The following is a 25,484-nucleotide window of genomic DNA, read 5'->3' on the forward strand; positions in this document are numbered from 1 at the left end:
GATCGTTCTACGTGACTTCGAGTACGGACGGGTCGAACACGAGGACGCCGTCGGTGCTGCCGCCCCGGTCGTACAGCGCAACGATCTCGTCGGGTACCCGGTCGTAGGTGTCGGCGCGCAGGTAGTCGCGGACGGAAGTTCCGGTCGAATGGGAATCGACGTTCGGGGGGCCCGCTTTCGCGATCAGATCGTCGAGACTGATCGTGCGGAAATCGAAACTGAATCGGGCCTGACCGGTCGTGTTCGGCACCGTTGCGTGCAGTTGTGCGCCCGAGAACGACAGGATCGATCCGACCTCACCGACGATCCGGACTTCGCTGCCGGGACCCTGTCCGCTGAGCCGGGGGTGCGGCCGCGGGTCCTCCTTGATGTAGAGCGCGGCGTCGCGACGGGAGGAGCGATTCCATTCGTAGGCGTCGAACTCGGCGCTCGAATTGTCGGTGGGTCGCTGCCAGAATTCGGGGTGGAACGCCATGCAGCTCTTGTCCGTCACGCCGAGAATCGGTGCCCACCAGTTGTTCTGGCATTGCGGTGAGGAGTACCAGGTGTCGCGGTGCGGTGTGTAGTTGTATCCGAGGCCTGCCGTGAGATAGGAGGCCGGGGGGACGGCGCGCAGTTTGGGCACGTCGAAGTAGGTCCGGGTGATGTCCGCTCCGAGGTCGACGAGTACGTTGCGCAGGAGTTCCTTGGAATGGGGATGGTGGGTGAAGCCCGTCTTCAGCGGCCCGAGGATGCGCACGTATTCCTCGACTGGAAGGTCGTCGTGCGCGGTCAGCGGATTGTGCGCGCCGAAGGCGGCTTCGATCAACTCCCAGGCGAATTCACTGAAAGCGCGGATGGAGTCGCGGGGCGGGAAGCAGAACACCTCGCCCGAGAAGATTCGCTCACGTCGGGCCTCGTCCGTGACGTCGGACTCGGTGGAAATAACGAATGCCATGGGTCTGTCCTCACATCGTGTCGATACTCGGTTACTGTCGGAGGCCGCGTCGAATTTTGCTCGCCGGCATCGCCGTCCGCCGCCTGGTGTGCTCTGGCGCGGACTGGCCCGCAAACGTCAGGGTCTCGCGCTTCGCGGTGAGCGCGGCATCCGATTTCGCCATCGTGTTGATCTCCCGCCCCGGCCCCTACCGGCCGACTCGCCTCGAAGGGACGTTGCCAGCTCGGGTTCCGATCAGACCAGTCTTCCACATTTGTGGACTAAAACAAACCTATGCCCTGTTATTAATGCACTCTTTGTTCCTGGACCTCGTTTCTGGCTTCTCAGCCGCCGGTGCTGACGGTGCCCGAACCGGTGCGGTCGAATTGGTAGACGATCGTGTGGTCGTCCTGCAGTCGGATCGACCACTGCGGACTGTGCCGGAACTGACTCTCGAATTCCGCTACTGCCTCCGGGGTGAAGTACCGGTAGTAGTCAATGGCGTCGAGTGCCTGCGTCGTGAACACGAAATAGGTTTCTGCACTGCTCGATTCCGCCACCAATGTGATGTCCTCGAACTGGCGGGCATCGGGAAAGTCCTTCGGGAACTCCGGCCAGCGATCGACGATCGGCGTGTCGAAGTCCTGATCGTGCTTGGCCAGATCGGCGTAGTCGGCGGTGGCGCGACTGGGGAATCCCGCCGAATCCAGGCTGGTGATCATGGCGGGGCCGTGAATATCTGCGGTCAGGTCGTCGAAAAGGGTGACCTGCGACCGATACTCCACGACCAGCGACCACAGACCGTAATAGCCTTGCAGCCCCGCGACGGCCGCGCCGCACAGGCCCACAGCGGCGACCGCCGCGGTCGCCCGGTGGAGCACGACATGACGACCCGTGCGGGTGATCACCGCGAGGAACAGGGGAGCGATCAGGATCGCGCACCCGGGCAGTGCATACAGGTACACCCGGAAGATGGCCTCGCCGCCGTAGTTCTGCAGAAAGAGCAGGGAGAACGAACTGAACGCGATGATCACCGGTGCGAGGAACGGCCGGCCCTGCCGCCACCACACGATTATTCCGACGACGGCGAGCACGATCACCGCGGCGGACAGTCCTCGGCACACTGTGGACGTGACGAGCTTGCCGAGGGAACCCGCGTACTCGACGTTGCTGGATCCGTTGGCAACGGGATTGACGCCCGAGAACAACCCGTGCGGGAGCACGACGTACATGCGTGGCACGAGGTAGCCGACGAGCATTGCCAGATACGGGATGGGGAGCCACCACGGTCGGATCTGCCGAGTCACGACCAGTGCCACGATCACCCCGAGCAGCCAGTACGGCGTCAGTTGATGCGTCGGGATGAGGGCGGCAAACGCAAGGAGCGCGATGTAACCCGCATGATGACAGGTCCGGGAGGCGATGAGCAGCGCGAGGATGCCGACCGCCATGAGCAGTGCGAACGCCTGCGGGGCGAAGTAGTCCTGCCCCACCCAGTTCACCAGTTCGGTGATCATTGCCGCCGCGAGCGCGTGCCGGAGCTCCAGCCCCAGCAACATCGCCAGGGCGCCGACGAGCAACGCCAGCAGGGCATGGATCACCGGGGCGAACCATTGTGCAACCAATAGTGAATCGACGGACGTGATCTCGCCGAACCACGCGAATGCCGTGAAGAAGGCGGGCCATTCGCCGTACACGTCGATACCGCGCGGCGGAAGCGTCTGATGCTGCTGGAGGTAATCCACGACGCCGATGTGTTTGTACGTCCAGGTGTAGATCGGCACCTCGGTGATCAGGCTGACGGTCACACGTTGCACGACGATCACGGCGCCGATGATCGCCGCGGCGGTGACGAGGTGGTTCCTCCGCAGCGCCCAGACGAACGCCCCGACCATCGATCCGACGACGAGGACGAGTCCCGGCCCGGTGCCGACGGCCAGCAGGCCGAACTCGGAGTAGGGCACGTCGATCAATCCCGGCAGAACGGTCAGCCAGGCTCCCAGCATCGCCGTGGTCCAGAGCAGGGGTGCGTTTCCGCGAGGTGCCGTTGCCCGGGGAATGGTCGGGACGAGAGTGGCGAGTCCTCCCACGTGTCGCGCGTGGAGCAGAGCGGAGAGGGCGACGCCGGCGACGAGGGCCAGCAGGAACGGGACGGGAACCCAGCGATTCGCCCACCCGAGTACCGCGGTGAAACCTGTCATCATCGACAGACCGGTCAGGGGTATCGCGGCGGCGACGGCGGGCGCCTGGAGCCGCATCCACGTCACCACGGCAAGTCCTGGCCCCGTGAGGACGAACGTCGCGAGCAGGATCGCGCGCAGTTCCGGCGACAGCGGAGCCAGCGCGAGCGCACCGACCGCCGCCGATATCAAGGCGAGGGTGTCGTACGGATCGGGCGCCGCCGCGTCCGTAGTGGTCGCGACTGCCGCGCGCCGGGGCGTGTCGAGCTGAGGCGCGGACCTAGTCATCGGTGACACGTACCCAGTCGACGACCATCGCGGCCGGGAACGGCGTGCTGCTGTCGGGAGGCCCGGGCCATTCCCCGCCGACGGCCACGTTGAGCAGGAGGAAGAACGGCTTGTCGAACACCCACCGTTCGTCCGGTGGGAGACCGGCCGCGGTGACGGCGCCGGTGATCTGGCCGTCGACCCCGAACGTCACCCGGCCGGGGGCCTTCTCCACCCAGTAGGTGTGGAAATCGTCCACGAAGGTGTTCGCCACATCGGTGGTCGGTCCGGCTTGCCAGTCGCCGCCGGAGGTCCTCGGCCCGATCACACTGCTGTACAGCTGGCCGGCACCGCCGATCGTCTCGACCACGTCGATCTCGCCGCTGTCCGGCCAGCCGACGACTCCGAGGTCCGTGCCGAGCAGCCAGAAGGCCGGGTGCATTCCCGATCCGCGGGGGAGCTTGGCACGCGCCTCGGCGCGGCCGTAGAGGAGGGACGTCCGTCCCTGTGTCGTCACGCGTGCGGACGTGTATTCCCCGCCGTCGTTGCGGGCCTCGATCACCAGGTGCCCCGCACCGTCCAATCGGACGTTCGAGGGTGCGGACGTGTAGGTCTGGGACTCGCCGTTGCCCCAGCCGCCGCCGCCCGTGTCGTACGACCACCACTGCGGATTCGGCGGCGCCCAGGCGGGGCCGTTGAAGTCGTCGAACATGAGAGCCCGCTGCTTCTGGTACGACGAGACCGACTGCACTGCAAGGTCGGTGGGCGGAGCTGCCGCCTGTGCGATCAGAACGGCACTCACGCCGATCAGCGACGCACGGGCCGCTCGAACCCACGATCGTCTACTCAACTCGCTCACCTCCCGGATCGTCTGCGGGAATCTCGTCGTACCCGCGCTCTTGTGAGGCCCGCCGAAGCCAGAGAATCACCGGACCGATCAGAATCAGCGCCGACACCGCCTCGGCGGCAAGGTAGGCCCAGCCGACGCCGACGACACCGATCGCCCGGGTGCCGATGACGGAGCCGGCGACGATGACCAACGTGGAGAGGCCGCGGACGACCAGTGCCAACGTCAGCCTGCGGTGCACCCGCGCAAGTCCCTCGTAGACGGCGCCCACCACGGACAGGGGAATGAACACGCCGGCGAGGTAGAGCAATCCGGTGCTGTGGGTGCGGTACTCGGCGCCGACGACACCGAGGAGGAGGGGGCCGACGACCACCAGTCCCACCCCGCCGGCACACGCCACCACCGCGAGGGTGCGCACCAATCGGCGGGACAGCGACGCGACCCTGCCCGGGTGGGCGGCGACTTCCGCCACGTACGGGCTGACCACCAGGTGCACCATCAGGTACAGCGCGCTGATCATCGCCCACGCGATCGCGAAGTACGCATTCGCCTCGGCGCCGACCTGCGTGACCACGATCAGCGGCACCACGAGAGGTCCGATCGCCCAGAGCGCCGTGATGCCGAAGGACGAACCGAAGTACGACCACAGTTCACGGCGGGGCGGCAGGTTCGGTGCCGCCAGGAACCGGGGGTGGGAGCGGGATCGTCGGTGCAGCGCAACCAGAATGCACAGTGCCGCCGCCGCTGCGGTCGCGCCCCACGCGGACACGATGGACACCGCCACGTCGGTGCCTGCCAGTGCGAGCAGGACGACGAGCTTGGCCGCCGCATGGAAGGCGTTCTTCGCGGCCGACCACCTCGCCACCCCGAGTCCGGCGGTGGCCTTGTCCTGCAGCGTGAACACCCCGAGAATCATCACGAAGACGGGGAAACAAACCATCGCCCAGCCGGATTGGAACAGTGGGTCGCGGGGGCCGAACGCCACGAGCGCCGTCCCCGACAGCAGGGACGTGGCGGACACCACGAGAAAACCGTGCTTGAGAATTGCTCCGGTGTGGGTGCCCGCCAACGGCAGGAACCGCTCGTACATCGTGTCGATGCTGAGTAACGACAATGTCGACAGCATCACGGCGGACGTGATCAGCGCCGAGGCCACCCCCACTTCGTGGGCGGGGAACAGCCGGGCGGCCGCGGCCCAGAAGGCGAGCCCGAGAACTCCCGCCAGGACGTTGGCGAGAATCAGGGAGTTGGTGTTGAGGCGCAGGTTCCGCTCGGCCGGGTGCTCTGCGTCGACACGGCGCGCCTCGATATGTGGAATGCCGGGAGTCACGGCTCGACCCTCGGGTGGGTGACCGCAGTCGGCCGCTGCGCGGTCCGTTCCCGCATCGGCGCAGCTGACCGGCCTTCTCGACGCGCCGACCGGTAGGCCCAGGGGCCCTTCATGATCGACCTGGCGGTGGTGGAGCCGATGCCTGCCGGCAGGAGTCCCGCGAGGTCCGCCGGTGGCGCCGTCTCTTTCGACGAGGCGCGGAGGTGGCGGACGAGCGCGCCGCCGCGTCGAGCCGCCGTCGTCGCCGCGAGCGTGGCCATTGCCGGATCGCTCGCGATCTTCGCGAGCCACGCGCCGAGTCCCAGTCCGTAGCCGCGGGACTGGACGAGAAGGCCTTCGCTGTCGGCGCGGTGCCGATGCCACACGATCGCCGCCGGGTCGTGAACGAGTTGGCGGCCCGAGCGCAGAATCCGGAAGAACATGTCGATGTCCTCGCCCCCGCCCGTCGGGGCACCCGCGCCGAGCGCCTCGTCGAAACCGCCGAGGCGGCGAACCACGTCGCGCTCGACCGCGAAGTTGGCGCCCGTGCCGTAACAGCGAACGGTGAAGGGAAACAAGGGCACGTCGTCGGGTGGCTCCGACCAGTCGAAGATGCGGGCGTCGGTGGAGTCCGACCAGCCGACCCGTCGATCGAAGTAGGCCTGCGCCGGCGTCCGGATCTCACCGGCGGGCACCATCCCGGACACGCACGAGACCCTCGGGCCCCGGCTGAAACCGTCGACCAGCGCGGAGAGCCAGTGCGGGTCGACGACCACGTCGTCGTCGGTGTACGCGACGATGTCGCCGGTGGCCACCGACAGTCCGGTGTTCCGTGCCCGTGAGAGCCCCGGGAGGGGCTCACAGATCAGGCGCACCCTCGGATCCGCGAGACCGAGTACGTACTGCCGGGTGGCATCGGTTCCGGGGGCGTTGTCCACGACGAGTACGTCGAACGTCGGATAGTCCACCGCGAGTACGGATCGGAGGGCCGCTCGCAGCATCGACACCCGGTCGCGAGTGCATACGACTACCGTCACCGGCACGGCCTTCCCCGCGGACACGCGAGCCGGACCTGCCCGCACAGGGCGGTCCGACTCGGTGGCCCGCAGTCCCGCGACTCGGCGCCTGAGCTCGCCGAAGTTCACGGAACCTTCCGACACCTCGATTTCGACGAACCCGAGCGGGCGTCCGTCGGCGCGCGCGAGCAGTCGCGCCCGGCCGTAGCCCTCCGCGCGCGCCAACCGGCAGCGGACCGGAATTCCCGCCGCCCGCCCGGTCCGGTCGGCGTTCTCTATCGCGTCGACCCACACTTCACCTATCCACACCGCACCGTCCCAGTCCGGCCGCTCGGGACTGTCCAGGGCGGGGCGGAGAGTGAGAGCGGGTGCGGCGGGATCCATCAGGTCCTCCTGGTGTGCAGCCGGATGGCGGCCCTGCCCTGAACGTATCCGGCGGTCGTGACCGCCAGGCCCAACAGCACGACGGCTGCCCGCGCGAGTCCGTCCCGCCGCATCGAGAGGCCTTCACGCAGCACCGCTCGCGGTAGGACATGGAGGGTGTAGGTGCGCTCGCTGCTCAGCGCGTCCGCTGCGGTGGTCAGCTCCGCGACGACAGCCTTCGACAGTCCTTCGTGATGGCATCTCCGCACGAAATACCGCAGAGTGGCCCGGTCCGCCGACACATGATGCTGTACCCGCATGTCCGGATCGAACAGGATCTGGTTCGAATCCGGGTTCGACCGGATGCGGATACAGAGTTCGGTCTCCTCACCGCCCACGGGAACGGAGCCCACGCGGCCCACCTCGGATCTGAATCCGCCGACGGCGTACAGAACCGAGCGGCGCATCGACATGTTGCAGCCGATCGGGTTGCGGACGGGCGCGACCCGTGTCGGCTGACCGACGTAGCTGCAGCCGACGACCCAGTCGAACTCCTCCGGAAGCCACGGGGGACGCGCCCCGGACCAACTCGGGACCGCGTACCCGCCCACGCCGGCAATTCCGCGATTCCGGTAGTGATGCATGAGGGCCTGTGCCCACCCCGGCTCGGCGCGGGCATCGTCGTCGACGAACGCGATCACGTCGCCGTGGGCGGCTCGGACACCGGTGTTGCGTGCCCCGGACAGTCCCCGGGTATCCGCGTTCGCCAGGACTGTTACCCGCGTGTCGGTGCGGAATCGGTTGCACGCGCGGATATACAGCTCGTCGCAGTGATCGATCACCAGGATGAGTTCGGGATCGGGACCGTCCTGGGACAGCACCGACTGCACCGACCGGCACAGGTCGAACCAACGCCGAGTGGTGTAGGCGCAGATGACGACCGAAAGGGATTCCGCATCGAATTCGTCGGTCGCGTCCAGAAGCGAATGCCCGGTGGCCGGGACCTCATCGGGCAACGTAATCACCGCGATCGCGGGACCGCCACGAGTAGACGGACCGGCGGGTGAGTGAGGTCGGCCGCTCGGCCGACTTCGCCGTCATCTTCGTCCCGTTGCGGTGTTCCATCCGAACGGTGCGCAGTACCCGCAAACCGTCCCGCACCACGTTCAGGTTGCTCTTGCCACTGATCCGGCGCCGCTCGAAGCTCGGTATCTCGACGATACCGAGACCGGATGTCGCCATCCGGACGTTGATCAGCGTCTCGATCTCGAAGCCGTCACCCCAGTGGGCGTCGGGGCGGTCGGTCGCGGGCAGCGACATCACACTGACGTGCCGGCGCCAGAACGCGTTGTAGCCGTAGCAGAGGTCGGTGAACGAGACAGCGAATTCCATGTTGACGAAGGAATTCAGCATCCGGTTGCCCAGTCTTCGGGTGAACGTGATGTCTGCGCTTCCACCGCCTGCGATGAACCGGCTGCCCTTCGCGAAGTCCGCACCGCGGACCAGCGCGTCGACGAACGCCGGAATCTCGGCGGGGTCGGTGGACCCGTCTGCGTCGATCATCACCACAATGTCGGACGTGGCATGCAGGAAACCGCAGGCCAGCGCATTGCCTTTGCCCTTTCGGGTCTGCGTCAGGACCTTCGCTTCGGGCCACAATCGTTTCGCGACGGCAACGGTGTCGTCGACGGAGTTGCCGTCGACGAACACGAGTTCGTCGATGTCGGCCGGCATCCGGGCCGCGACGAACGGCAGATTCTTCGCTTCGTTCAGTGCCGGCATCACCACCGATACGGTCGGCCTGGGCGTAGTCTTCCTCGGATTGTCGTTGGGGTGAATCTCGGTCACGTGTGCATCCATCGCCTTCACGTCCGTTGCGTCATAGGGGCTTTCGCGTGCCCGCGTCCTGCTGAAGTCTGGGTTCTCTCCGGACGAATGCGGTGCTCCGGAGGCTGTTCGTTGCGGTGATCTGTTCGTGTCCAAGAGGATTCACCCCGGCCGTTCGCGGCCCTTCTCCGATCCGAGCGCGCGCCGACGTCTCGATGCACGGAGCGCGCTGAGAGCGAACAGCAGACTTCGCCGCATCTGCATGTCATACGAGTTGATCCGGCCGAGTACTCGGTCGGACAGCGGGATCTGCCATTCGGGATCGTGGATCAATCGACTCGTGAACTCGAGCTGCTGGGCGAGTTGTGAACGTGCCGAGGTCAATGCGGTGTTCGAATCGCTGCCGATCCGGAAGGATGCCAGCGTGCGCGGCACACCGACGAAGTCACCCTTTCGAACGAGCCGCGACCAGAGGTCGAGCTCCATCGGAAAGAGAAGCTCGCCCCGGAAGCCGCCGCACCGGTCGAAATCGACCCGGCGGAACATCCCGGCCACCGGGGGGCCGACGGGGTTGCTTCCGCTCCGGACGATTCGCCGGACTACCGTTTGTCCAGAATTGTGCCCGACGATTCCCCCGAGCCCCCGGGCCGGCCGCAGCAGCACGCCCTCGTCGTCGATGAAATCGGTTCGCACGGACACCAGCGCCACGCCGTCGTCGGCCTCGAGCACCGCGGCTTGTGTTGCGACACAATCGGGCTCGATCGTGTCGTCGGCGCAGATCAGCTTGACGAACCGTCCTCGGCTCTCGCGTATCGCGAGGTTGAAATTGTCCACCATCGGCACCGTCGCCGCGTTCCGGATAATCCGGACGCGGTCGTCGTGGACGTTTTCCAGGATATCGCGGGTGCCGTCCGAACTGTGGTTGTCGACGATCACGACTTCCAGGTCGGTGAAGGTCTGCGCCAGAACGCTGTCGAGCGTCGTCTGCAGATGACGCTCCGCCTGATAGGCAGGAATACACAGCGAAACGGTCGGTGGTCGCTCCCGGTCGCGGCCCGGTACGGACTCCGTGCCGGCCTCGCGCCTCGACGTGTGCGCGGCGTCCGAATTCGTCACCATGCTGTTCTCCCACCCCGGCCCCGCACCCACCGATTCGCACCGTGGTTACAGCGTTCTCGGCTTGGGTTCCGATCAGACCAGTGTTCCACATTCGATGCCAGAAACATACCTTTCCCCTGTTATTGAAAGAATTACTCAACTGCGTCCGGGTTTTTCTGAATATGGTTCCCGTTGCCTGCGCCGGGCGGAGCGCGCCCCGCGAAACCTGGACCGTCGAAAATCCGTTGCTCGACCTCACTGCGGTCCGTATTGTCACGTGGCTTTGTAACCCGTCGACAGAAGGAGTTCATCTCGTCATGGAACCCGTCACCGAACGCGACATCAGGTCGTCGTTCATCAACTGCTCCAAAGGCGACGCCAAGCGTCTGCCCGTCCCTCGTGACCTGGACGATCGGCCCTGGGACGATCTCGACTTCCTCGGCTGGGGTGACCCGTCGTTTCCCTGCCGCTGCTATGTGGTCGTGCCACGGGACGGCGGTCTGGTCGGCGTCGCGCTGCGCTACGAAACGGGCGGTTATCGCCGCGCGCAAATGTGCACGGTCTGTATGACCACGCACGCCAATGGCGGCGTCTCGCTGATGACCGCCCGCAAGTCGGGTGAATCCGGACGCCGGGGCAACTCGATCGGCACCTACATGTGTGCCGATCTCGCGTGCTCGCTCTACGCGCGCCGGAAGAAGTCGCCCGCGCTGGGCAGGCAGTATCGCGAGGATCTCGAGCCCGAGGAGAGGATCGAGCGGGTCCGCGACAACCTCGATGCCTTCATCTCGAGGGTCTACGGCTGACCGATCCGACACCCACCCACCGTGCAGCCCGGTAGCTGCCGACAAGAATCGGAGGTAGATGCCATGCGCCGACATTCGAGGAACCCGCTTCCCGGTGCACCCCGAGTCCGGAGACACTGCAACGACACTCGGGGTGTCCGGAATCCTCTCCGGTCGAGACGGCCCGGACGCAGGCCGGACCGTGCTGTCCGGAGAGGATTCCCGAACTACGCTCGTCGACGCCGAGAACTGAAGTGGGCAAACGCCTTCGCCATGATCGGGGTGGTGACGAGCATGATGACCAGGCGCAACACCTGCGCGGCCGCGACGAACGTGACGTTGGAGGCGGTGGACGCCGAGACGGCCAGCACCGCCGCCAGGCCACCGGGCGTGGTGGCGAGATAGGCCTCGAGGAGGCTCACACCGGTGAGGTGGGAGAGGAGGACGCCCAAGCCGGCGCAGGCCGCCCCGACCAGCAGCGTGAGCAGCGCCGCATACGGCAGGATTCGTCCGATCGCCCGCAGGCTCGCCCGGTCGAACGCGAGCCCGGCCTGCCAGCCGATGAGAATCAACGCGCCGGTCATCAGCATCGGCGGGACCGCGACCGCGTCGCTCCAGCCGCCGAGTTCGAACCCGGCGCTCACGGCCAGCGGACCCAGCGTCGCGGGAGCGGGTAGTCGCACGAGTGACGCCACGGCGGTGCCGCCCACGATGAACAGTGCCAGGAATGGTAGGGCCACATACCATTCGGACCCGCCGGCATCGGTGCCTGTCACGGTGTCCGTGCCGGTATCGGCGCGGAAACCGAACGTGACGATCATCGGCATCGACACGACGACGAGCGCCACCCTCAGGTACTGCACCACTGCGACGACCCGGTCGTCGCCGCCGAGTTCGCGGGCCATCGCCACGAGTCCGGTGGCGCCGCCCGCAGTCATGGAGAGGGATCCGGTCACCGCGTCCACGTCACGGTGCAGCGCGAGGAGGGCGCCGGCCGCCACGCTGAGCGCGAGAGTCGCGGCCGCGATCGAGACCACCGGCACCCACATCGAGCCCAGGGCGGCGATTGTGTCCCGGTGCACCATCAGCCCGACCGCGCTCGCCAGCACTCCCTGGGCAAGCTTTCCCAGCGGGTGGGGCACGCGGGACGGGCCCCAGCCGGTGACGGCCAGGGTCGCCCCGACGATCAGAGCCGAGAAGAGTCCGGCCGCCGTCAGCCCGACGCTCTCGCCGACCGCCCAGCCGCCGATCGAGAGTGCGATCAGTGCGAACCATCGGAGTCCGTGACGACGCAGTGCGGCCGTGCGCGTCGGCACGGATCGTTCGGGGGATTGCACGTCGTTCACGGGTGGACGCCTACTCCGGGATGCTGTCCCTGCTCTATGGTGTGCATCAATGTATACCTTAACGGATTCCACTGCGAACGTTAGGATGTATGCATGACGGGTGGGAGCAAGAGCGAGCAGGTATACGAGCAGCTCAGGCAGGACATCCTGAACGGGTCCCTGTCCCCGGGCCAGTCGCTGAGTGCCATCGACGTGGGCGCGCGGTTCTCGGCGTCTCGCACCCCGGTTCGCCAGGCCTTCCTTCGGCTCGAGGGGGAGGGGCTGGTCTCGCTCATCGACCGGCAGGGCGCACGGGTCGCTCCCATCTCGATCAAAAGCGTTCGGGACCTGTTCGAGCTACGCATCCTGCTCGAGGCGGCCGCCGCGCGCATTGTCGCCGAGGCCGTCGCCCGGGACGCCGCGGCCCGGCAGCAGTTCGAAGAGGTAGCGGACGCACTCGGGGCGATCTCCGAGGAGGCCCCGTCCGAGTCCCGGCGAGATCGTTTCTACGAACTCACGGAAACGTACGACCAGGCCGTGATCGCGCACACCCGGAACGCGCATCTGGCCCGATCGATTGCCGAACTCCGGCCGCACACGGAGAGGCTGCGCAACATCGCCCACTCCCGCCCGGCTCGTCTGGACGTCTCGCTGGCGGAGCACCTGTCGATGTGCCGTGCGATCCTCGCCGGCGACGGGCCGGCGGCTGCCGCTGCCTGCACCGAGCACCTGACCCAGACGCAGAAGACCATTCTCGACGCGGTCGTCGATCCGCAGGGAGCGGCCGTCGCCATCGACCTGATCACCGCGTAGTCGGCGCGGTCAGAGGGCGAGGATGGCGGGGACGCTGAGGACTGCCACGTAGTACCCCATGAACAGGACGCCTGCGTGGATCTTGAACGCCCGCGACAGCAGGCCTCCGACGAGTCCGACGGTGAGGGTGACGGCGAGGCCGAGGATGCCGCCCTCCCAGACGCTGATGACGACGACCAGGCCGGTGAACGTGGCGATGATCGCCTCGTGGCTGACGTACCGGACGACGAGCGTGGCCGCGCGGTGAGCGAAGTTCATCGCGAACGGATACGCGATGATCGCGGCGATCACCACCGCGCCGAGACCGTAGAGCAGGAACTCCCAGTAGCGGTCGAAGTAACTACTGGCTGAGATCGGCGCCGGTGTTCGGGATGTCAGGTCCGGTCAGTGTTCTGTGATCCGCTCCGCCGCTTCGTGCAGGGAGCGCTCGTGCTCGCCGGCGCCCGGAACACCGAACGTCGCGCGTGCGCCCGCCGGATAGCTGCGTTCGGGTAGGTAGCCCGGTCTAGTACTTCGGTCTATGTCGGATACTCTGGGTGTGCCTCGTGCTCGGCGAGCGAAAGGGCCTGCACATGCGAAGCGACGACGACGCCCGGAGTGGCGGCTCCGTTCCGATGCCCCGGCAGGCCGTCACCATGCAGGACATCGCCGACCGGGTGGGCGTGTCGAAGGCATTGGTCTCCATGGTGTTTCGGCGTGTTCCCGGGCCGAGTGCGGAGACGCGGAAGCGGGTCCTCGACGTCGCGGACGAGCTCGGGTACCGACCGAACCGTACGGCCGCACTGATGTCGCTCCGGCGAACCCACCTCGTGGGTGTGATGGCGGATATTCGCAACAGCTTCCACGCCGAGATGGTCGAGTACATCGTCGCCGCCGCCGACGAGCACGGGTACGAGGTGGTGCTCGGCGCCCTGACTCCCACGCACGCCGAACCGAAAGTCGTCGAAACGCTGCTCGATTTCCGCTGCGAAGCCTTGATCCTGCTCGGCACCGAACTCGGCACCGACGTGCTCGACACGCTCGGGGAGCGGGTACCGGTGGTCGTGGTCGGTCGCCGCGTCGGTGACGGCGCCGTCGACGTCGTGCGGACGGCGGACGGCAAGGGGATCGGCACGGTCGTCGACCATCTCGTGGAGCTGGGACACCGCCGGATCACGCACCTCAGCGGTGGTACGGGCACGATTGCAGCCGACCGGAGGTCGGGATACACCCGTGCCATGCGTCGTCACGGACTCGATATCGACGTCGTCGAGGGCGATTTCACCGACAGCGCCGGAACGGTCGCCGCGGGCACTCTGCTCGGGCGGTCGCAACTTCCCACCGCGGTGATCGCGGCCAACGACCGCAGTGCCATCGGGCTGATCGGCGAACTGCGCAGCCGGGGTGTGCGGATCCCCGAAGACGTCTCGGTCTCCGGATACGACGACAGCGTGCTCGCCCAGCTGGCGCACATCGATCTGACGTCGGTCAATCAGCAACCGCGGGAGCAGGCCGCCACCGCGGTGGATGCGGTCATCCAGCGGCTGGACCGGGGGAGGACCGAATCGGTGGCTACCGTCCTCCGCCCGCGGCTCGTCGCGCGCCGTACCACCGGGCCCGCGCCCGAGCCGATGGAAGGATCCCGGTCGGGCGTGTCCTGACCTGCGACGGCCGTCAGTGTTCGGCGGGCCGGGTTTGCACCGCCTGCGCGGGCAATGTGCCCAGATCGTGGGTGTAGAGCCAGGTGGTGGCCCTTTCGTAGAAGTGCCCGAAGGCGACCGGCATGACGAGGTCGCGAAACCGGCGCGCGATCGGGCCGCTGGTCTTGGCGTCGCGGTTGGTGCGGGCCGCCTTGGCCATCTTCCCGATTCGGGCGCGGCGGAGCCGGTGGTACTCGGCGAAACCTTCCCCGGTCGAGTCGGCATCGGCGAGTGCCCGAGCCAGGACCACGGCGTCTTCGATGGCCATGGAGACGCCCTGCCCCGCGCCGACCGGGTGGGCGGCGTCGCCGACGAGGACGACGCGTTCGTCGTGCCAGATGGGGACTTCGGCCAGCGTGTGCATGAGCGTCGGACGGTGCAATTGCGTGGTCGCCCTGATGATCTCGAGCGCCTTCGGCTCGAACCGGTACAGCTCGGCGAGTCGGTCGAGCCACCGGTCGTCGCCGATATCTGTCGGTTTCGGTGGCCGGGGATCGGCAACCTGCGCGGACCACCACACGGTTCCGTCCGGAGCCGGGATGTGGAGAAAGGCGCCGCAGCGCGCGAAGACCATGTTGAACGTGCCGGCCTCGGCCGGGACGCCGTCGGCGACGCCCGAGACGCTGTAGAGCCCGCCGTATACGGGTCGGGGCACGCCCGGATCGAGGACCGACCGAGTAGCCGACCAGAGACCGTCGGCACCGACCAGCAGGTCGGCGCGTGCGCTGGAACCGTCGGCAAACTGCGCGCGGATACCGTCGCCCACGGGCTCGGCGGCTACCAGTCGGCGGCCGGTGACGATCCGTACACCGGCCTGCGTTGCGCACTTCCGCAGCACCTCGACCAGGGAATCGCGCATCAGCGTCGCGCTGAACAGCGGATCCCCCGACAGCCGTCCGCGCGGAACTTCCGCGAGCAGCCTGCCCGTACCGGACCACATTCTCTGAGTGGGCACCGCGAAACCGGCCTGCTGCACCTGGTCCAGGCAACCGAGCGCCTCCAGCCCCCGCAGTCCGTTGGATGCCAGACTCAGAAATGAGCCCACCTGTCCTACCGGCGGGGTGTGTTTCGTAGAGGGTGACGTCGAAACCGATGCGGCGCAATGCGATTGCAGTCGCGGTCCCGGACACACCTCCGCCTGCGACGATGGCCTCCACGCTCCCTCGTGAACTGTTATTCACTGAATCGACACTCAGTGAAAGTCTGTTCAGTGTGCGGCGCAGGAAGGGGGCGTTCGTCAAGGGGTGCGGCCTGTTAGCCGGCCCGCCGGGGCGGGGTTGACAGGGTGTCGTGACTCAGCTCATAGTAGTCGTACTAGACCGGTTAAATAGACCGAACTAGCCGGAGGGCGTCTTCACACTCGTGCGGGTGTCTGTGGGTAGCCGACGTGCACTCCCGCCGGGTCAACATCACACCGAAAGGCTTCCACTCATGACTTCCAACTCGATCGGTGTCGCCGTCATCGGCGGCGGCATGGCCGGACGAGCACACGCCGCCGGATATCGCATGGCGTCGACGCTGTTCGGAACCGACCGCCCCGACGTGCGTCTGGTCGCGATTGCCGACACCAACCAGGCAGTCGCCGACGACACCGCGAAGCGGTACGGGTACGAGCGGGCCGAGTACAGCTGGCAGGCCATCGCCGAATCGCCGGACATCGACGCAGTGAGCGTCGTCGTCGCGAACCAGTTGCACCGGGAGATCGTCGAAGGCCTCCTCGCTGCCGGGAAGCACGTGCTGTGCGAGAAGCCCCTGGCCGGGTCCATCGCGGACGCCGAGGCCATGGTCGCGGCCGCCGCGGACGCCGACACGATCGCGACCGTCGGGTACACCTACCGCCGGTCGCCGGCCATCCAGGCGATCCGCGACGAACTCGCGACGGGCCGCCTCGGCGACATCATCCACTTCAACGGGCACTACTGGTGCGACTACGGCCTCGACCCCGCTTCGCCGATCACCTGGCGGTACCGCGGAGGTCCCGGAACCGGCGCGCTGGCAGACGTCGGCAGCCACCTGCTCGACATGGCCGAATTCGTCTGCGGGCCGATCGTCGAGATCAGTGGCGCGACCTTCACCACGGTGATCACGGAGCGTCCCGTGCCTGCCGGAGTCACCTACGGCCACACCAAGGCCGAGACCACCGGTGAGATGGCACCCGTCGAGAACGAGGACCTCGCGACGTTCACGGCGCGCTTCCAAAACGGCGCGGTCGGCACGTTCTCCGCTTCCCGTGTCGCGCACCAGCTTCCGGACGGACTCGGTTTCGAGCTGTTCGGGACGTCCGGCTCCGCGGCGTTCGACCTGGCTCGCGCCGCGGAATTCTCGGTGTCCAGCGAGGGCCTCGACCGCACCGTGAACGGTCAGCGTCGGGTGATCATCGGACCGCAGCACCCGTACATCCAGGGTGGCCTGCCGATGGATGCCGGCGGAGTCGGCCACGGCAAGGCGGAGTTCTTCGCCTACCAGGCCCGGGCGTTCCTCGACCAGATCGCCGGCATCGACGTCCTCGGCCCGCTGCCGTCCTTCGCCCACGCCCTGCGCGGCATGCAGATCGTCACCGCCGTCGCGGAGTCCGCCCGCGCCGACGGAGCAGCCGTCAAGATCGGCTGAACCGCACAACCCTGAACCGCAAAACTACTGAACCGCAACTTCTTCCCACCACGCAAGGAACCCTCATGAAACTCGGTGTGTACACCGCCGTCCTGCACGACCGCAGCCTGCGCGAGGCGCTGGAGACCATCGCGTCCCTCGGGCTCGAGGGCGCGGAGATCAACGCGGGCGGCTTCCTGCCCACCCCGCACCTGCCCGTCAAGGAACTCCTCTCCGGCGAGGTGTCGCCGCAGGACTACCTGAAGGTCTTCGACGAGACCGGCGTCTCCATCGCCGGGCTGAACTGCAACGGCAACCCGCTGCACGCGGATCCCGAGGTGGGCCCCGAGGACGCCGAGGACCTGCGCAACGCCATCAAGGTGGCGGGCCTGCTCGGTGTGGATCGGGTGGTCACGATGTCCGGGCTGCCCGCCGCGCACGCCGGCGGCCAGTGGCCGGCATGGCACGTGAACACATGGGACAGCGGCTATCTCGACTCCCTCGACTACCAGTGGGATCAGGTGGCGGTGCCGTTCTGGAAGGAGATCGACGCGCTCGCCCGTGAGAACGGTGTCAAGGTCGCGATCGAGATGCATCCGCAGAACCTGGTGTTCAACCCGCCGACCCTGAAGCGTCTGGTCGAGAAGACCGGTGCGACGAACGTCGGCGCCGAGATGGACCCGTCGCACCTGTTCTGGCAGGGCATCGATCCGGTCGCCGCTGTCGACTGGCTCGGCGACCTCGTCTTCCACGCCGCCGCGAAGGACACCCGGATCAACGAGAACTGCAAGATCTACGGTGTTCTCGACGACCGGTTCACCCGGATCCCGGCCGACCAGAACCCCACCGGACTCGGTGGCAAGCACGTGGTCAACAAGTGGCCCGAGGACTCGGCGTGGGACTTCGTCGCCGTCGGCCGCGGACACGACGTCGATTTCTGGTCCCGTTTCCTCGCCGCGCTACAGCGGGTCGACCCTGACATGGCGGTCAACATCGAACACGAGGACGTCGAACTGGGACAGCTCGAAGGACTGCAGGTCGCCGCCCGCACCCTGAAGGACGCGGCTTCCGCGGTGGCCTCCCGCTAGAAACCGGTGACGGCGGCCAGGCGGTCGAGGACCAACCGGAGCGGCGGCCAGGTCGACCTCCCACGACGGGTCACGGCGTAGGCCGTCAGCACGACCTTCGGGTTGGTGAGCGGGCGGACCGTGACTTCCTTGCGCGTGGGACGGTCGGCGGGCAGCAGACCCACCCCGTAGCCGGCGGCGACGAGGTCCTCGACGAGGTCGAGGCTGTCGATCTGGTGGGCGATCTGCGGTGTGAATCCCGCGAGCGAGGCCAGGGTGCGGACGGCGTCCTCGTCGGCGGTGTTGCGGGAGTTCACGATCCAGGGCGAACCGGCGTAGGCGGCGACGTCTGCGGGTTCGTCGCCGGCGGGCGCGGGGACGCCGAGTCCCCAGGGAGTCGACCACAACGGGACGGCCTCGAGCGCGGTGCCGGGGGATGCCGGTGCCAGGTTGTAGTCGTAGGTCAGTGCGAGATCGAGTTCGTCGTCGGCGAGCAACGCGAACGCCTCGACCGGCTCGTATTCGCTGATCACCACGTCCACCTGCGTGTGGGTGCGGGCCAGTTCGGCGACGACCGGGAGCAGCGACACCCGGATGCCCGTCGCGAAGCCCCCGACGCGCAGGGTGCCGACCGGCTCGGCGTGGGGGTCGAGGTCGAGCCGGGCGGCGTCGACGGCCGCCAGGATGGTGACGGCGTGGTCGGCCAGCCGGCGACCGGCCGGGGTGAGCCGCACCCGGCGGCCGGTCGGTTCGACGAGCTGCGCACCCGTCTCCTTCGCGAGTGCGGCGATCTGCTGGGAGACGGTCGAGGTGGTCAGCCGGTGTGTCTCGGCGACCTCGCGCATGGAGCCGAGACGGGAGAGCTCGAGCAGGAGATGGAGGCGTCGGGTATCCACCCACGTATTGTTCGCGATATCCGAACGGTTTGTCCATGAAAGTCACGTGGACGTGAACGGTCGAGGTGTCATTCAATGCAGGCATGACCAGGAACTCGACCCACGTCGGCGCGACGATGGCGCTGACCTCGATGCTGTGCGTACAGAGCGGACTCGCGATCTCGGTCGGCGTGTCCGAACGCGTCGGCGCCGAGGGTGCCGCCTGGTTGCGCCTGGCATGGGCGGGGGTGTTGCTGGCCGTGATCGTGCGGCCTCGTCCGAAGGCGTTCACGCGTTCGTCGCTCGGCGCGTGTGTCCTGCTCGGAGTGGTCACGGCGGCGGTCACCCTGCTGTTCATGGCCGCGGTGGACCGGATCCCGCTGGGAACCGCCAGCGCGATCGAGTTCCTCGGGCCCCTCGGCGTCGCTGTTCTGCACGGACGCGGGCGCCTGAAATGGCCGGCACTGGCGGCCGTCGGGGTGCTGCTGCTGACGCAACCCTGGGCCGGCGGCGTCGACCCGGTCGGAATCCTGTTCGCGCTGGGCGCTGCCGCGTGCTGGGCCCTCTACATCGTGCTCACCCAGCGCGTGGGCGACGAGGTGGCCGGTCTCAACGGGCTCGCGGTGTCCATGCCGGTCGCCGGGTTGGTCGCGACTGCGGTGGGCGGGCCGTCGATGCTCGGAAAGATGACGCCGGACCTGTTGATCATCGGGCTGGGTTTGGCGATACTGCTGCCGGTCGTGCCGTTCACGCTGGAGATGCTCGCCCTGCGCCGGCTGAACACCGCCGCGTTCGGGACGCTGATGAGTCTGGAACCGGCGTTCGCGTTGATCATCGGGCTCGTGGTGTTGCACCAGGTTCCGGACCACGCGGCCGTCGCCGGTATCTGCTTCGTGGTCGCGGCGGGAATAGGAGCGGCGCGGGCCGGGGCGCGCACGACGCCCGACCAGGGCGACGTCGCGGAGTCTGCCGCACCGTTGTCCGCCCCGACCTGATACCTTGAACGTCGTTCAAGTTTGAGGCAAGAGGAGTCGTCATGGCAGATGTCGAGAGTGCTCGGGTGTCGAGGCTCGGTATTTCAGCGCGGGACATGGCGCAGATCGCGGTCTTCGCCGCGCTGATCGCGGCGCTGGGACTGCCCGGCGCCATCACGGTCGGCTTCAGCGGAGTGCCGATCACACTGCAGACGCTCGGCGTCATCCTCGCCGGCGCGGTGCTCGGCGCTCGCAAGGGCACAGCCGCCGTCGCGGTCTTCATCGCACTGACCCTCATCGGCCTGCCCCTGCTGTCCGGTGGCCGCACCGGACTGACCGCGCTCGCAGGCCCGAGCGCCGGATACCTCATCGGCTGGATTCCCGCGACGCTGATCATCGGCCTCCTCACCGCCCGGATCCTGCCGAAGTACCCGGCCGTTCTCGGTCTCCTGATCAACGCCCTCGGCGGGATCGTCGTCATCTACGTCTTCGGCACCGTCGGACTCCTGCTCCGCACCGATCTGGGTGTCGGCGCCGCCATCACCACCAACTTCGCCTTCATCCCCGGCGACCTGCTCAAGGTCGTCGTCGCGACCGTGGTCGCCAAGAGCGTGCATCGCGCGTACCCCGGCCTGATCCGTACGTGAGTTCCGAACTCGGCGGCTCCGGCGATCAGCCCGCTCTCGATTTCGAAGACCGCACCTACACCTACGCCGAACTCGACCGTGCCATCGACCGATGGATCCTCGAGCACGGCTCGGGTGCGTCTGCCTACGACGCGTCGACGCTGCCGGTCCCGGACGCCCTGATCTGCGTGTGCGCGGCGGCGCGGCAGGGGACGGCGGTGATCGTCGAGAACCCCGACGCGCGCCCGGACCGCACGGCGATTCCGCCGTCCGCGTTTCTGCTGGTCGCGACGTCCGGCTCCACCGGCAGCCCGCGTCCGCTCGCGCGCACCGCGGCCTCCTGGTTCGACAGCTTCCCCGCCTTCACCGCGATCACCGGCATCGACGCGACGGACCACGTGCTGATCACCGGCCCGTTGCACGCCACGATGCACCTGTTCGGCGCCGTGCACGCACTCTGGCGCGGGGCGTGCGTCACCGACGACCCGTCCCGGGCGACGGTGGTGCACGCCGTTCCCGCCGTTCTCCGTGAGGTGGTGGGGAAGGCCCCGAAGCTGCGCACGGCGATCGTCGCCGGGACCGCCCTGGACGACGGCGCCCGCGCGGTGGCGGACGGCATCGAGATCGTCGAGTACTACGGCGCCGCGGAACTCTCCCTCGTCGCGGCGCGCCGGGTGCCCGAACCGCTCCGGCTGCTCGACGGCGTCGACGCCGACATCCGCGACGGTCTGCTGTACGTCCGGTCGCCGTACAGCGTGATCGGAGTCCCGGAGTGGTTCGGCGTCGGTGACCTGGCCGAACTCGGTGACGACGGCGAGCTGACGGTGCGCGGCCGGGGAGAATCCGCGATCAACGTCGGCGGCACCACGGTGGTTGCCGAGGACGTCGAGCGCATCCTCGAGACGCTCGACGGTGTCGCCGCGGCCGCCGTCGTCGGATCGCCGCATTCGGTGCTCGGCGAGACCGTCACCGCCGTGGTGGAGCTCGACGGCACCGCGGAGATCGGTGAGGTCCGTTCCCGAGCACGGCGGACGCTGACGAAGGAAGCCCTGCCCCGCCGCTGGGTGCCGATCGAGGCGATGCCGCGGACCGCCAGTGGCAAGGTCGCCCGAGGTCGAGTGAGAGACTGGCTGGCATGAGCTCTGTCCCTGTTCTGGTGGCGCCGCGTCGGACGCCGATCGGCAATGCCGGGCACGGGTTCGCCGATCTGACCACCACCGACCTGGCCGCCCCCGTGCTGCGCGACGTTCTGACGTCGCTGCGGGAGTCGGGCCTCGACGCCGAGGTCGACGACGTCGTCCTCGGCAACTGCCTCGGGCCGGGCGGTGATCCCGCGCGGGTCGCGGCCCTGCAGGCGGGGATGGGCGTGGAGGTTCCCGGGGTCACCGTCGACCGGCAGTGCGGTTCCGGCCTCGACGCGGTGATGCAGGCCGCGCTCCGCGTGCGCAGCGGTGCCGACGAGCTGATTCTGGCCGGCGGCGTCGAATCGGCGAGCACGGCGCCGTGGCGGTTCTGGCCGCCGGTGTCGGGCGCCGATCCGGTGCGCTACACCCGTGCTCCCTTTGCGCCGCACGGCTTCCCCGACCCCGACATGGGGGCGGCCGCGGACGATCTCGCGCGGGTACGCGGCATCAGCCGTGAGCGGCAGGACGCGTACGCGGCGCGGTCGCACACGCTCGCGGCCGCCGCCGACTTCTCGTCGGAAATCGTGCCGATCGGTGACATCGCGCGGGACCAGCGCATTCGCGCAGGCATGACCGAGGCCAGGCTCGCGCGGCTGCGCCCCAGCTTCGGTGCGGGCGGAACGGCCACGGCGGGGAACTCCTGCGGCATCTCGGACGGCGCCGCCGTGCTGGCGGTGACGACGGAGTCGCTGGCCGCCGGACTGCCTGCGTTGCGAATCCTCGGTTCCGCCGTCGCGGGATCGGACCCGGCGCTGCCCGGACTCGGACCGGTCCCCGCAATCCGCAAACTCCTGAAGAGAACCGGATACGACGTGGCGGATCTGGGCGTCGTCGAGATCACCGAGGCCTTCGCGTCGGTGGTCCTGGCGGTGTCGGACGAACTCGGCCTGGACGAATCCGTGATCTGCCCACAGGGCGGCGCCATCGCCATGGGACACCCATGGGGAGCGTCGGGGGCGATCTTGCTGGTGCGCTTGGCAAGTCAGATGTTGCGCGAGGACGGACCCGCGCTCGGGCTCGCGGCGTGCGCCATCGGCGGCGGACAGGGCATCGCGATGCTCGTGGAGCGCGTGTCGTGAGTGAGATCGTCTTCGATTCGGTGACCCATGCCTTCGGGGACCGCCCGGTGCTCCGCGGCGTCGACCTGCGCTTCTCCGAGCGCCGCGTCGGCATCATCGGATCCAACGGTTCCGGCAAGTCGACCCTGGCCCGCATGATCAACGGGTTGCTGAAGCCCACCTCCGGCACCGTCACGGTCGACGGTGTCGACGCCGCCAAAAAGGGCGCCCAGGTGCGCCGCAAGGTCGGGTTCGTGTTCACCGACCCCGACACCCAGATCGTCATGCCCACGGTGTCCGAGGACCTGGCGTTCTCGCTGCGCCGGTCCGGTCTGAGCAAGCCGGAGATCGCCGCCCGCGTCGAGGAGATCCTGGTGCGGTTCCGGCTCGACCAGCACGCCGATCACCCCGCGCACCTGCTGTCCGGGGGCCAGAAGCAGCTGCTCGCCATCGGCGCCGTCCTCATCCGCAGGCCCGAGGTGATCATCGCCGACGAGCCGACAACACTGCTGGATCTGCGGAACGCCCGCGTCGTCGCCGAAGCACTCGATTCGATGGACCAGCAGGTGATCGTCGTGACCCACCAACTGGCGCTGCTGGAGAGTTTCGAACGGGTCATCGTCATCGACGACGGTCTCGTCGCATTCGACGGCAGCCCGGACGACGCCGTCCCCGCGTACCGGCAGTTGGTCGAATGATCGGCCTGTACCGCCCGGGCGACTCGCTCCTGCACAGGATGCCCGCCGGGCTGAAACTGCTGCTGTTGGTCGCGTCGATCGTCACGGCCACCGTGTTCGTGCGCACCCCGCTCGAGGTCGGTGTCGTCATCCTGGTGGTGGGCCTGCTATTTGCGGTGGCTGCCATTCCGTGGCGGGTCGCGGTGGCGCAGTTGCGTCCGGTGGTGTGGATGTTGTTGATCATCGCCGTGTTCCAGGTGCTGATCACGTCGCCCGCGCGGGCGGTCGTCGTGTGCGGGGTGCTGCTGATCTCGGTGGCGCTCGCCGCGTTGGTCACGCTCACCACCCGGGTCACCGACATGCTCGACACGGTGTCGCGCGCACTCGGGCCCCTCCGGAGGTTCGGGGTCGACCCGGATCGGATCGGACTCCTGCTCGCGTTGGCGATCCGGTGTATCCCGCTGTTGACGGGGATCGTGCAGGAGGTGGCGCAGGCGCGGAAGGCACGCGGGTTGCAATGGTCGATGACGGCGCTGGCCACACCGGTTCTGGTCCGCGCCCTCCGGACCGCGGATGCGATGGGCGACGCCCTCGTCGCACGGGGAGTGGACGATGACTGAGCTGCTCGCCGAGCGTGTTGCTCGACGGGCCGCCGAGAACCCGGAGACGACAGCGGTCGTGTCCGCACGCGAGACCGTCGACTACGGCCGGTTCTGGTCGCGGGTCACACGAACCGCCGCCGGGCTCGACGGCATGAATCGGGTCGCCGTGCTGCCGACGTCGGATGTCGGGTCGCTGGTCGTGGTGACGGCGGCGATGCACGCGGGAGTCAGCGTCGTGCTACTGCATCGGCATCTCCTGCCCGCGCAGCTGACGCGGGTGCTCGAGCTCGCGAAACCCGGCGCCGTGGTGGCCGCGTCGCACCAGCACACCAGGCTACGGAGACTGGGATTCGACGGGACCGTCGAGACGGCGGACAGCCTCGAATCCGACGGCACCGCAGGCCGGGCGCGTCCCGGCACCGAACTGCTGGTCGGCATCACGTCCGGCACCACCGGTGAGCCGAAGCTGTTCGTGCGCAACCAGCGATCGTGGGCCACGACCCTCGACCGATCGGACGCGACGTTCGACATCGGCAGCGGGGATCGCGTGGCGGTGCCCGGAGTTCTCGACCACACCCATTTCCTGTACGGCGCGCTGCACGGGCTCACTCGTGGTGCGACGGTGGATCTGCGACCGGTCACCCACTCGCTGCGCGACGCAGCGACACATCTGTACTCGGTACCCACCATCGCCTGGGATGTGGTGCGGTCGGGCATCGGTCCGGTCGGCAGCGTCCGTGAGGTGCTGTCGTCGGCGGCCCGGTGGCCGCGCACCGGGCGTGAGGCGTTGCAGGAGGTGCTGCCGAAGGCGTCGCTCGTGCACTTCTACGGCGCCTCCGAACTGAGCTTCGTGTCCTTCGACCGGGGTCTCGGCGCCGCCGACGAGCATGCGGCAGGCGAACTGTTCCACGGCGTCGACGCAGAGATTCGCGCGGGCCTCGTTCACGTGCGCAGCGACATGCTGTTCGACGGCTACCTCACCGAGGACGGCGTGCTGAACGGCCCCGCCGACGGGTGGATGACCGTGGGGGACCGAGGCAGGGTGGCGGGCAACAGCCTGCAGTTGTTCGGCCGCGACAGCGACACGGTGATCCGGGCGGGGCTCAATGTGGAACCCGCGGCCATCGAGGCGGCGTTGACCGCACTCCCCGGAGTCTCGGAGGCTGCGTGCATCGGAGTGCCCGACAGCCGGATGGGCGAGGCACCGGCCGCCGCGATCGTGGTGGACGGCGACGGGCCGAGTTCCAGCGAGATCTGGCGGCATCTGCGCGCCACGTTACCCAGCCCGAGCATGCCGGTTCAGGTACTCGCGGTCGACAGCTTGCCGCGCACGCCGCGCGGCAAGCTCGATCGTCAGGCGCTCGCCGTCACCCTGTCGGCGTCGCGGGACCGGAATCCCGTGTAGCC

At 68.1% G+C, this 25,484-nt stretch carries 24 protein-coding genes; 12 read left to right on the top strand and 12 right to left on the bottom strand.

Going from position 1 to position 25,484, the window contains the following annotated elements:
- Positions 1–7 precede the first annotated feature (7 nt).
- From ACLIVD_RS08095 to ACLIVD_RS08130, 8 genes are all read right to left on the bottom strand, one after another.
- Positions 8–937 carry a hypothetical protein gene (locus ACLIVD_RS08095; RefSeq protein WP_283330917.1) on the bottom strand — a complete coding sequence of 310 codons (930 nt, stop codon included), beginning with the start codon at positions 935–937 and terminating at the stop codon, positions 8–10.
- Between the two features lie 323 nt (positions 938–1,260).
- Entirely contained in the window at positions 1,261–3,384 is a 2,124-nt protein-coding gene (locus ACLIVD_RS08100) for a hypothetical protein (protein WP_491932231.1), read from the bottom strand.
- Complete coding sequence (locus tag ACLIVD_RS08105; RefSeq protein ID WP_491932232.1) at positions 3,377–4,222, bottom strand: glycoside hydrolase family 16 protein; 846 nt, start codon at positions 4,220–4,222, stop codon at positions 3,377–3,379. The genes ACLIVD_RS08100 and ACLIVD_RS08105 overlap by 8 nt, the downstream gene beginning before the upstream one ends.
- Positions 4,206–5,540 (bottom strand): lipopolysaccharide biosynthesis protein, encoded by a 1,335-nt coding sequence (locus ACLIVD_RS08110; RefSeq protein WP_283330920.1) that lies wholly within the window; start codon positions 5,538–5,540, stop codon positions 4,206–4,208. The genes ACLIVD_RS08105 and ACLIVD_RS08110 overlap by 17 nt, the downstream gene beginning before the upstream one ends.
- Positions 5,537–6,919 (bottom strand): glycosyltransferase family 2 protein, encoded by a 1,383-nt coding sequence (locus ACLIVD_RS08115; protein WP_283330921.1) that lies wholly within the window; start codon positions 6,917–6,919, stop codon positions 5,537–5,539. The genes ACLIVD_RS08110 and ACLIVD_RS08115 overlap by 4 nt, the downstream gene beginning before the upstream one ends.
- Positions 6,919–7,914 carry a glycosyltransferase family 2 protein gene (locus tag ACLIVD_RS08120; RefSeq protein ID WP_418341465.1) on the bottom strand — a complete coding sequence of 332 codons (996 nt, stop codon included), beginning with the start codon at positions 7,912–7,914 and terminating at the stop codon, positions 6,919–6,921. Before ACLIVD_RS08120 ends, ACLIVD_RS08115 begins: the two co-directional genes overlap by 1 nt.
- Complete coding sequence (locus tag ACLIVD_RS08125) at positions 7,904–8,758, bottom strand: glycosyltransferase family 2 protein (protein ID WP_418341464.1); 855 nt, start codon at positions 8,756–8,758, stop codon at positions 7,904–7,906. Before ACLIVD_RS08125 ends, ACLIVD_RS08120 begins: the two co-directional genes overlap by 11 nt.
- 129 nt (positions 8,759–8,887) lie before the next feature.
- Positions 8,888–9,844, bottom strand: coding sequence for a glycosyltransferase family 2 protein (locus ACLIVD_RS08130; protein ID WP_283351655.1), 957 nt, complete (start codon positions 9,842–9,844; stop codon positions 8,888–8,890).
- 296 nt (positions 9,845–10,140) lie between these two features.
- On the opposite strand from ACLIVD_RS08130, the gene ACLIVD_RS08135 reads away from it, so the two are divergent.
- A complete protein-coding gene (locus ACLIVD_RS08135) occupies positions 10,141–10,629 on the top strand; it encodes an FBP domain-containing protein (RefSeq protein WP_491932233.1) in 489 nt (162 codons plus the stop codon).
- Between the two features lie 206 nt (positions 10,630–10,835).
- Here the strand turns inward: ACLIVD_RS08135 and ACLIVD_RS08140 are convergent, their stop codons facing one another.
- Complete coding sequence (locus ACLIVD_RS08140) at positions 10,836–11,954, bottom strand: AbrB family transcriptional regulator (protein ID WP_491932234.1); 1,119 nt, start codon at positions 11,952–11,954, stop codon at positions 10,836–10,838.
- A gap of 93 nt (positions 11,955–12,047) precedes the next feature.
- Here ACLIVD_RS08140 and ACLIVD_RS08145 point away from each other — a divergent pair, with 93 nt between their 5' ends.
- Entirely contained in the window at positions 12,048–12,746 is a 699-nt protein-coding gene (locus ACLIVD_RS08145; protein ID WP_317570034.1) for a GntR family transcriptional regulator, read from the top strand.
- Positions 12,747–12,755: 9 nt separating this feature from the next.
- Here the strand turns inward: ACLIVD_RS08145 and ACLIVD_RS08150 are convergent, their stop codons facing one another.
- Positions 12,756–13,037, bottom strand: a complete 282-nt coding sequence (locus tag ACLIVD_RS08150; RefSeq protein WP_491932235.1) for a hypothetical protein — start codon at positions 13,035–13,037, stop codon at positions 12,756–12,758.
- Between the two features lie 281 nt (positions 13,038–13,318).
- Between ACLIVD_RS08150 and ACLIVD_RS08155 the strand changes: the two genes are divergently transcribed.
- Positions 13,319–14,386: a LacI family DNA-binding transcriptional regulator gene (locus ACLIVD_RS08155; protein WP_280780680.1), complete on the top strand. Its 1,068-nt coding sequence runs from the start codon at positions 13,319–13,321 to the stop codon at positions 14,384–14,386.
- Between the two features lie 13 nt (positions 14,387–14,399).
- Here ACLIVD_RS08155 and ACLIVD_RS08160 read toward each other — a convergent pair whose 3' ends face one another.
- On the bottom strand, positions 14,400–15,470 hold the full coding sequence (locus ACLIVD_RS08160) for an FAD-dependent monooxygenase (RefSeq protein WP_491932236.1): 1,071 nt from the start codon (positions 15,468–15,470) through the stop codon (positions 14,400–14,402).
- A gap of 386 nt (positions 15,471–15,856) precedes the next feature.
- Here ACLIVD_RS08160 and ACLIVD_RS08165 point away from each other — a divergent pair, with 386 nt between their 5' ends.
- Both ACLIVD_RS08165 and ACLIVD_RS08170 read left to right on the top strand, forming a co-directional pair.
- Complete coding sequence (locus ACLIVD_RS08165; protein WP_283330927.1) at positions 15,857–17,035, top strand: Gfo/Idh/MocA family protein; 1,179 nt, start codon at positions 15,857–15,859, stop codon at positions 17,033–17,035.
- A 65-nt stretch (positions 17,036–17,100) separates the two neighbouring features.
- Positions 17,101–18,102, top strand: coding sequence for a sugar phosphate isomerase/epimerase family protein (locus ACLIVD_RS08170; protein WP_317570037.1), 1,002 nt, complete (start codon positions 17,101–17,103; stop codon positions 18,100–18,102).
- Here ACLIVD_RS08170 and ACLIVD_RS08175 read toward each other — a convergent pair.
- Positions 18,099–18,977 carry a LysR family transcriptional regulator gene (locus ACLIVD_RS08175; RefSeq protein WP_011597453.1) on the bottom strand — a complete coding sequence of 293 codons (879 nt, stop codon included), beginning with the start codon at positions 18,975–18,977 and terminating at the stop codon, positions 18,099–18,101. The genes ACLIVD_RS08170 and ACLIVD_RS08175 overlap by 4 nt on opposite strands.
- An 83-nt stretch (positions 18,978–19,060) precedes the next feature.
- Between ACLIVD_RS08175 and ACLIVD_RS08180 the strand changes: the two genes are divergently transcribed.
- From ACLIVD_RS08180 to ACLIVD_RS08210, 7 genes are read left to right on the top strand one after another with little or no spacing between them, the layout of a single operon-like run.
- Positions 19,061–19,951, top strand: coding sequence for an EamA family transporter (locus ACLIVD_RS08180; protein ID WP_491932237.1), 891 nt, complete (start codon positions 19,061–19,063; stop codon positions 19,949–19,951).
- Between the two features lie 41 nt (positions 19,952–19,992).
- Positions 19,993–20,577: a biotin transporter BioY gene (locus ACLIVD_RS08185; RefSeq protein ID WP_491932238.1), complete on the top strand. Its 585-nt coding sequence runs from the start codon at positions 19,993–19,995 to the stop codon at positions 20,575–20,577.
- Positions 20,574–21,695 carry a class I adenylate-forming enzyme family protein gene (locus ACLIVD_RS08190; RefSeq protein WP_491932239.1) on the top strand — a complete coding sequence of 374 codons (1,122 nt, stop codon included), beginning with the start codon at positions 20,574–20,576 and terminating at the stop codon, positions 21,693–21,695. Before ACLIVD_RS08185 ends, ACLIVD_RS08190 begins: the two co-directional genes overlap by 4 nt.
- Positions 21,692–22,819, top strand: coding sequence for a thiolase family protein (locus tag ACLIVD_RS08195; RefSeq protein ID WP_491932240.1), 1,128 nt, complete (start codon positions 21,692–21,694; stop codon positions 22,817–22,819). Before ACLIVD_RS08190 ends, ACLIVD_RS08195 begins: the two co-directional genes overlap by 4 nt.
- Entirely contained in the window at positions 22,816–23,496 is a 681-nt protein-coding gene (locus ACLIVD_RS08200; protein WP_009478291.1) for an energy-coupling factor ABC transporter ATP-binding protein, read from the top strand. Before ACLIVD_RS08195 ends, ACLIVD_RS08200 begins: the two co-directional genes overlap by 4 nt.
- A complete protein-coding gene (locus tag ACLIVD_RS08205) occupies positions 23,493–24,095 on the top strand; it encodes an energy-coupling factor transporter transmembrane component T family protein (protein ID WP_491932241.1) in 603 nt (200 codons plus the stop codon). The genes ACLIVD_RS08200 and ACLIVD_RS08205 overlap by 4 nt, the downstream gene beginning before the upstream one ends.
- Positions 24,088–25,482, top strand: coding sequence for an AMP-binding protein (locus ACLIVD_RS08210; RefSeq protein WP_491932242.1), 1,395 nt, complete (start codon positions 24,088–24,090; stop codon positions 25,480–25,482). Before ACLIVD_RS08205 ends, ACLIVD_RS08210 begins: the two co-directional genes overlap by 8 nt.
- Positions 25,483–25,484: the final 2 nt, after the last annotated feature.

It is taken from the genome of Rhodococcus sp. G6(2025), assembly GCF_058628105.1.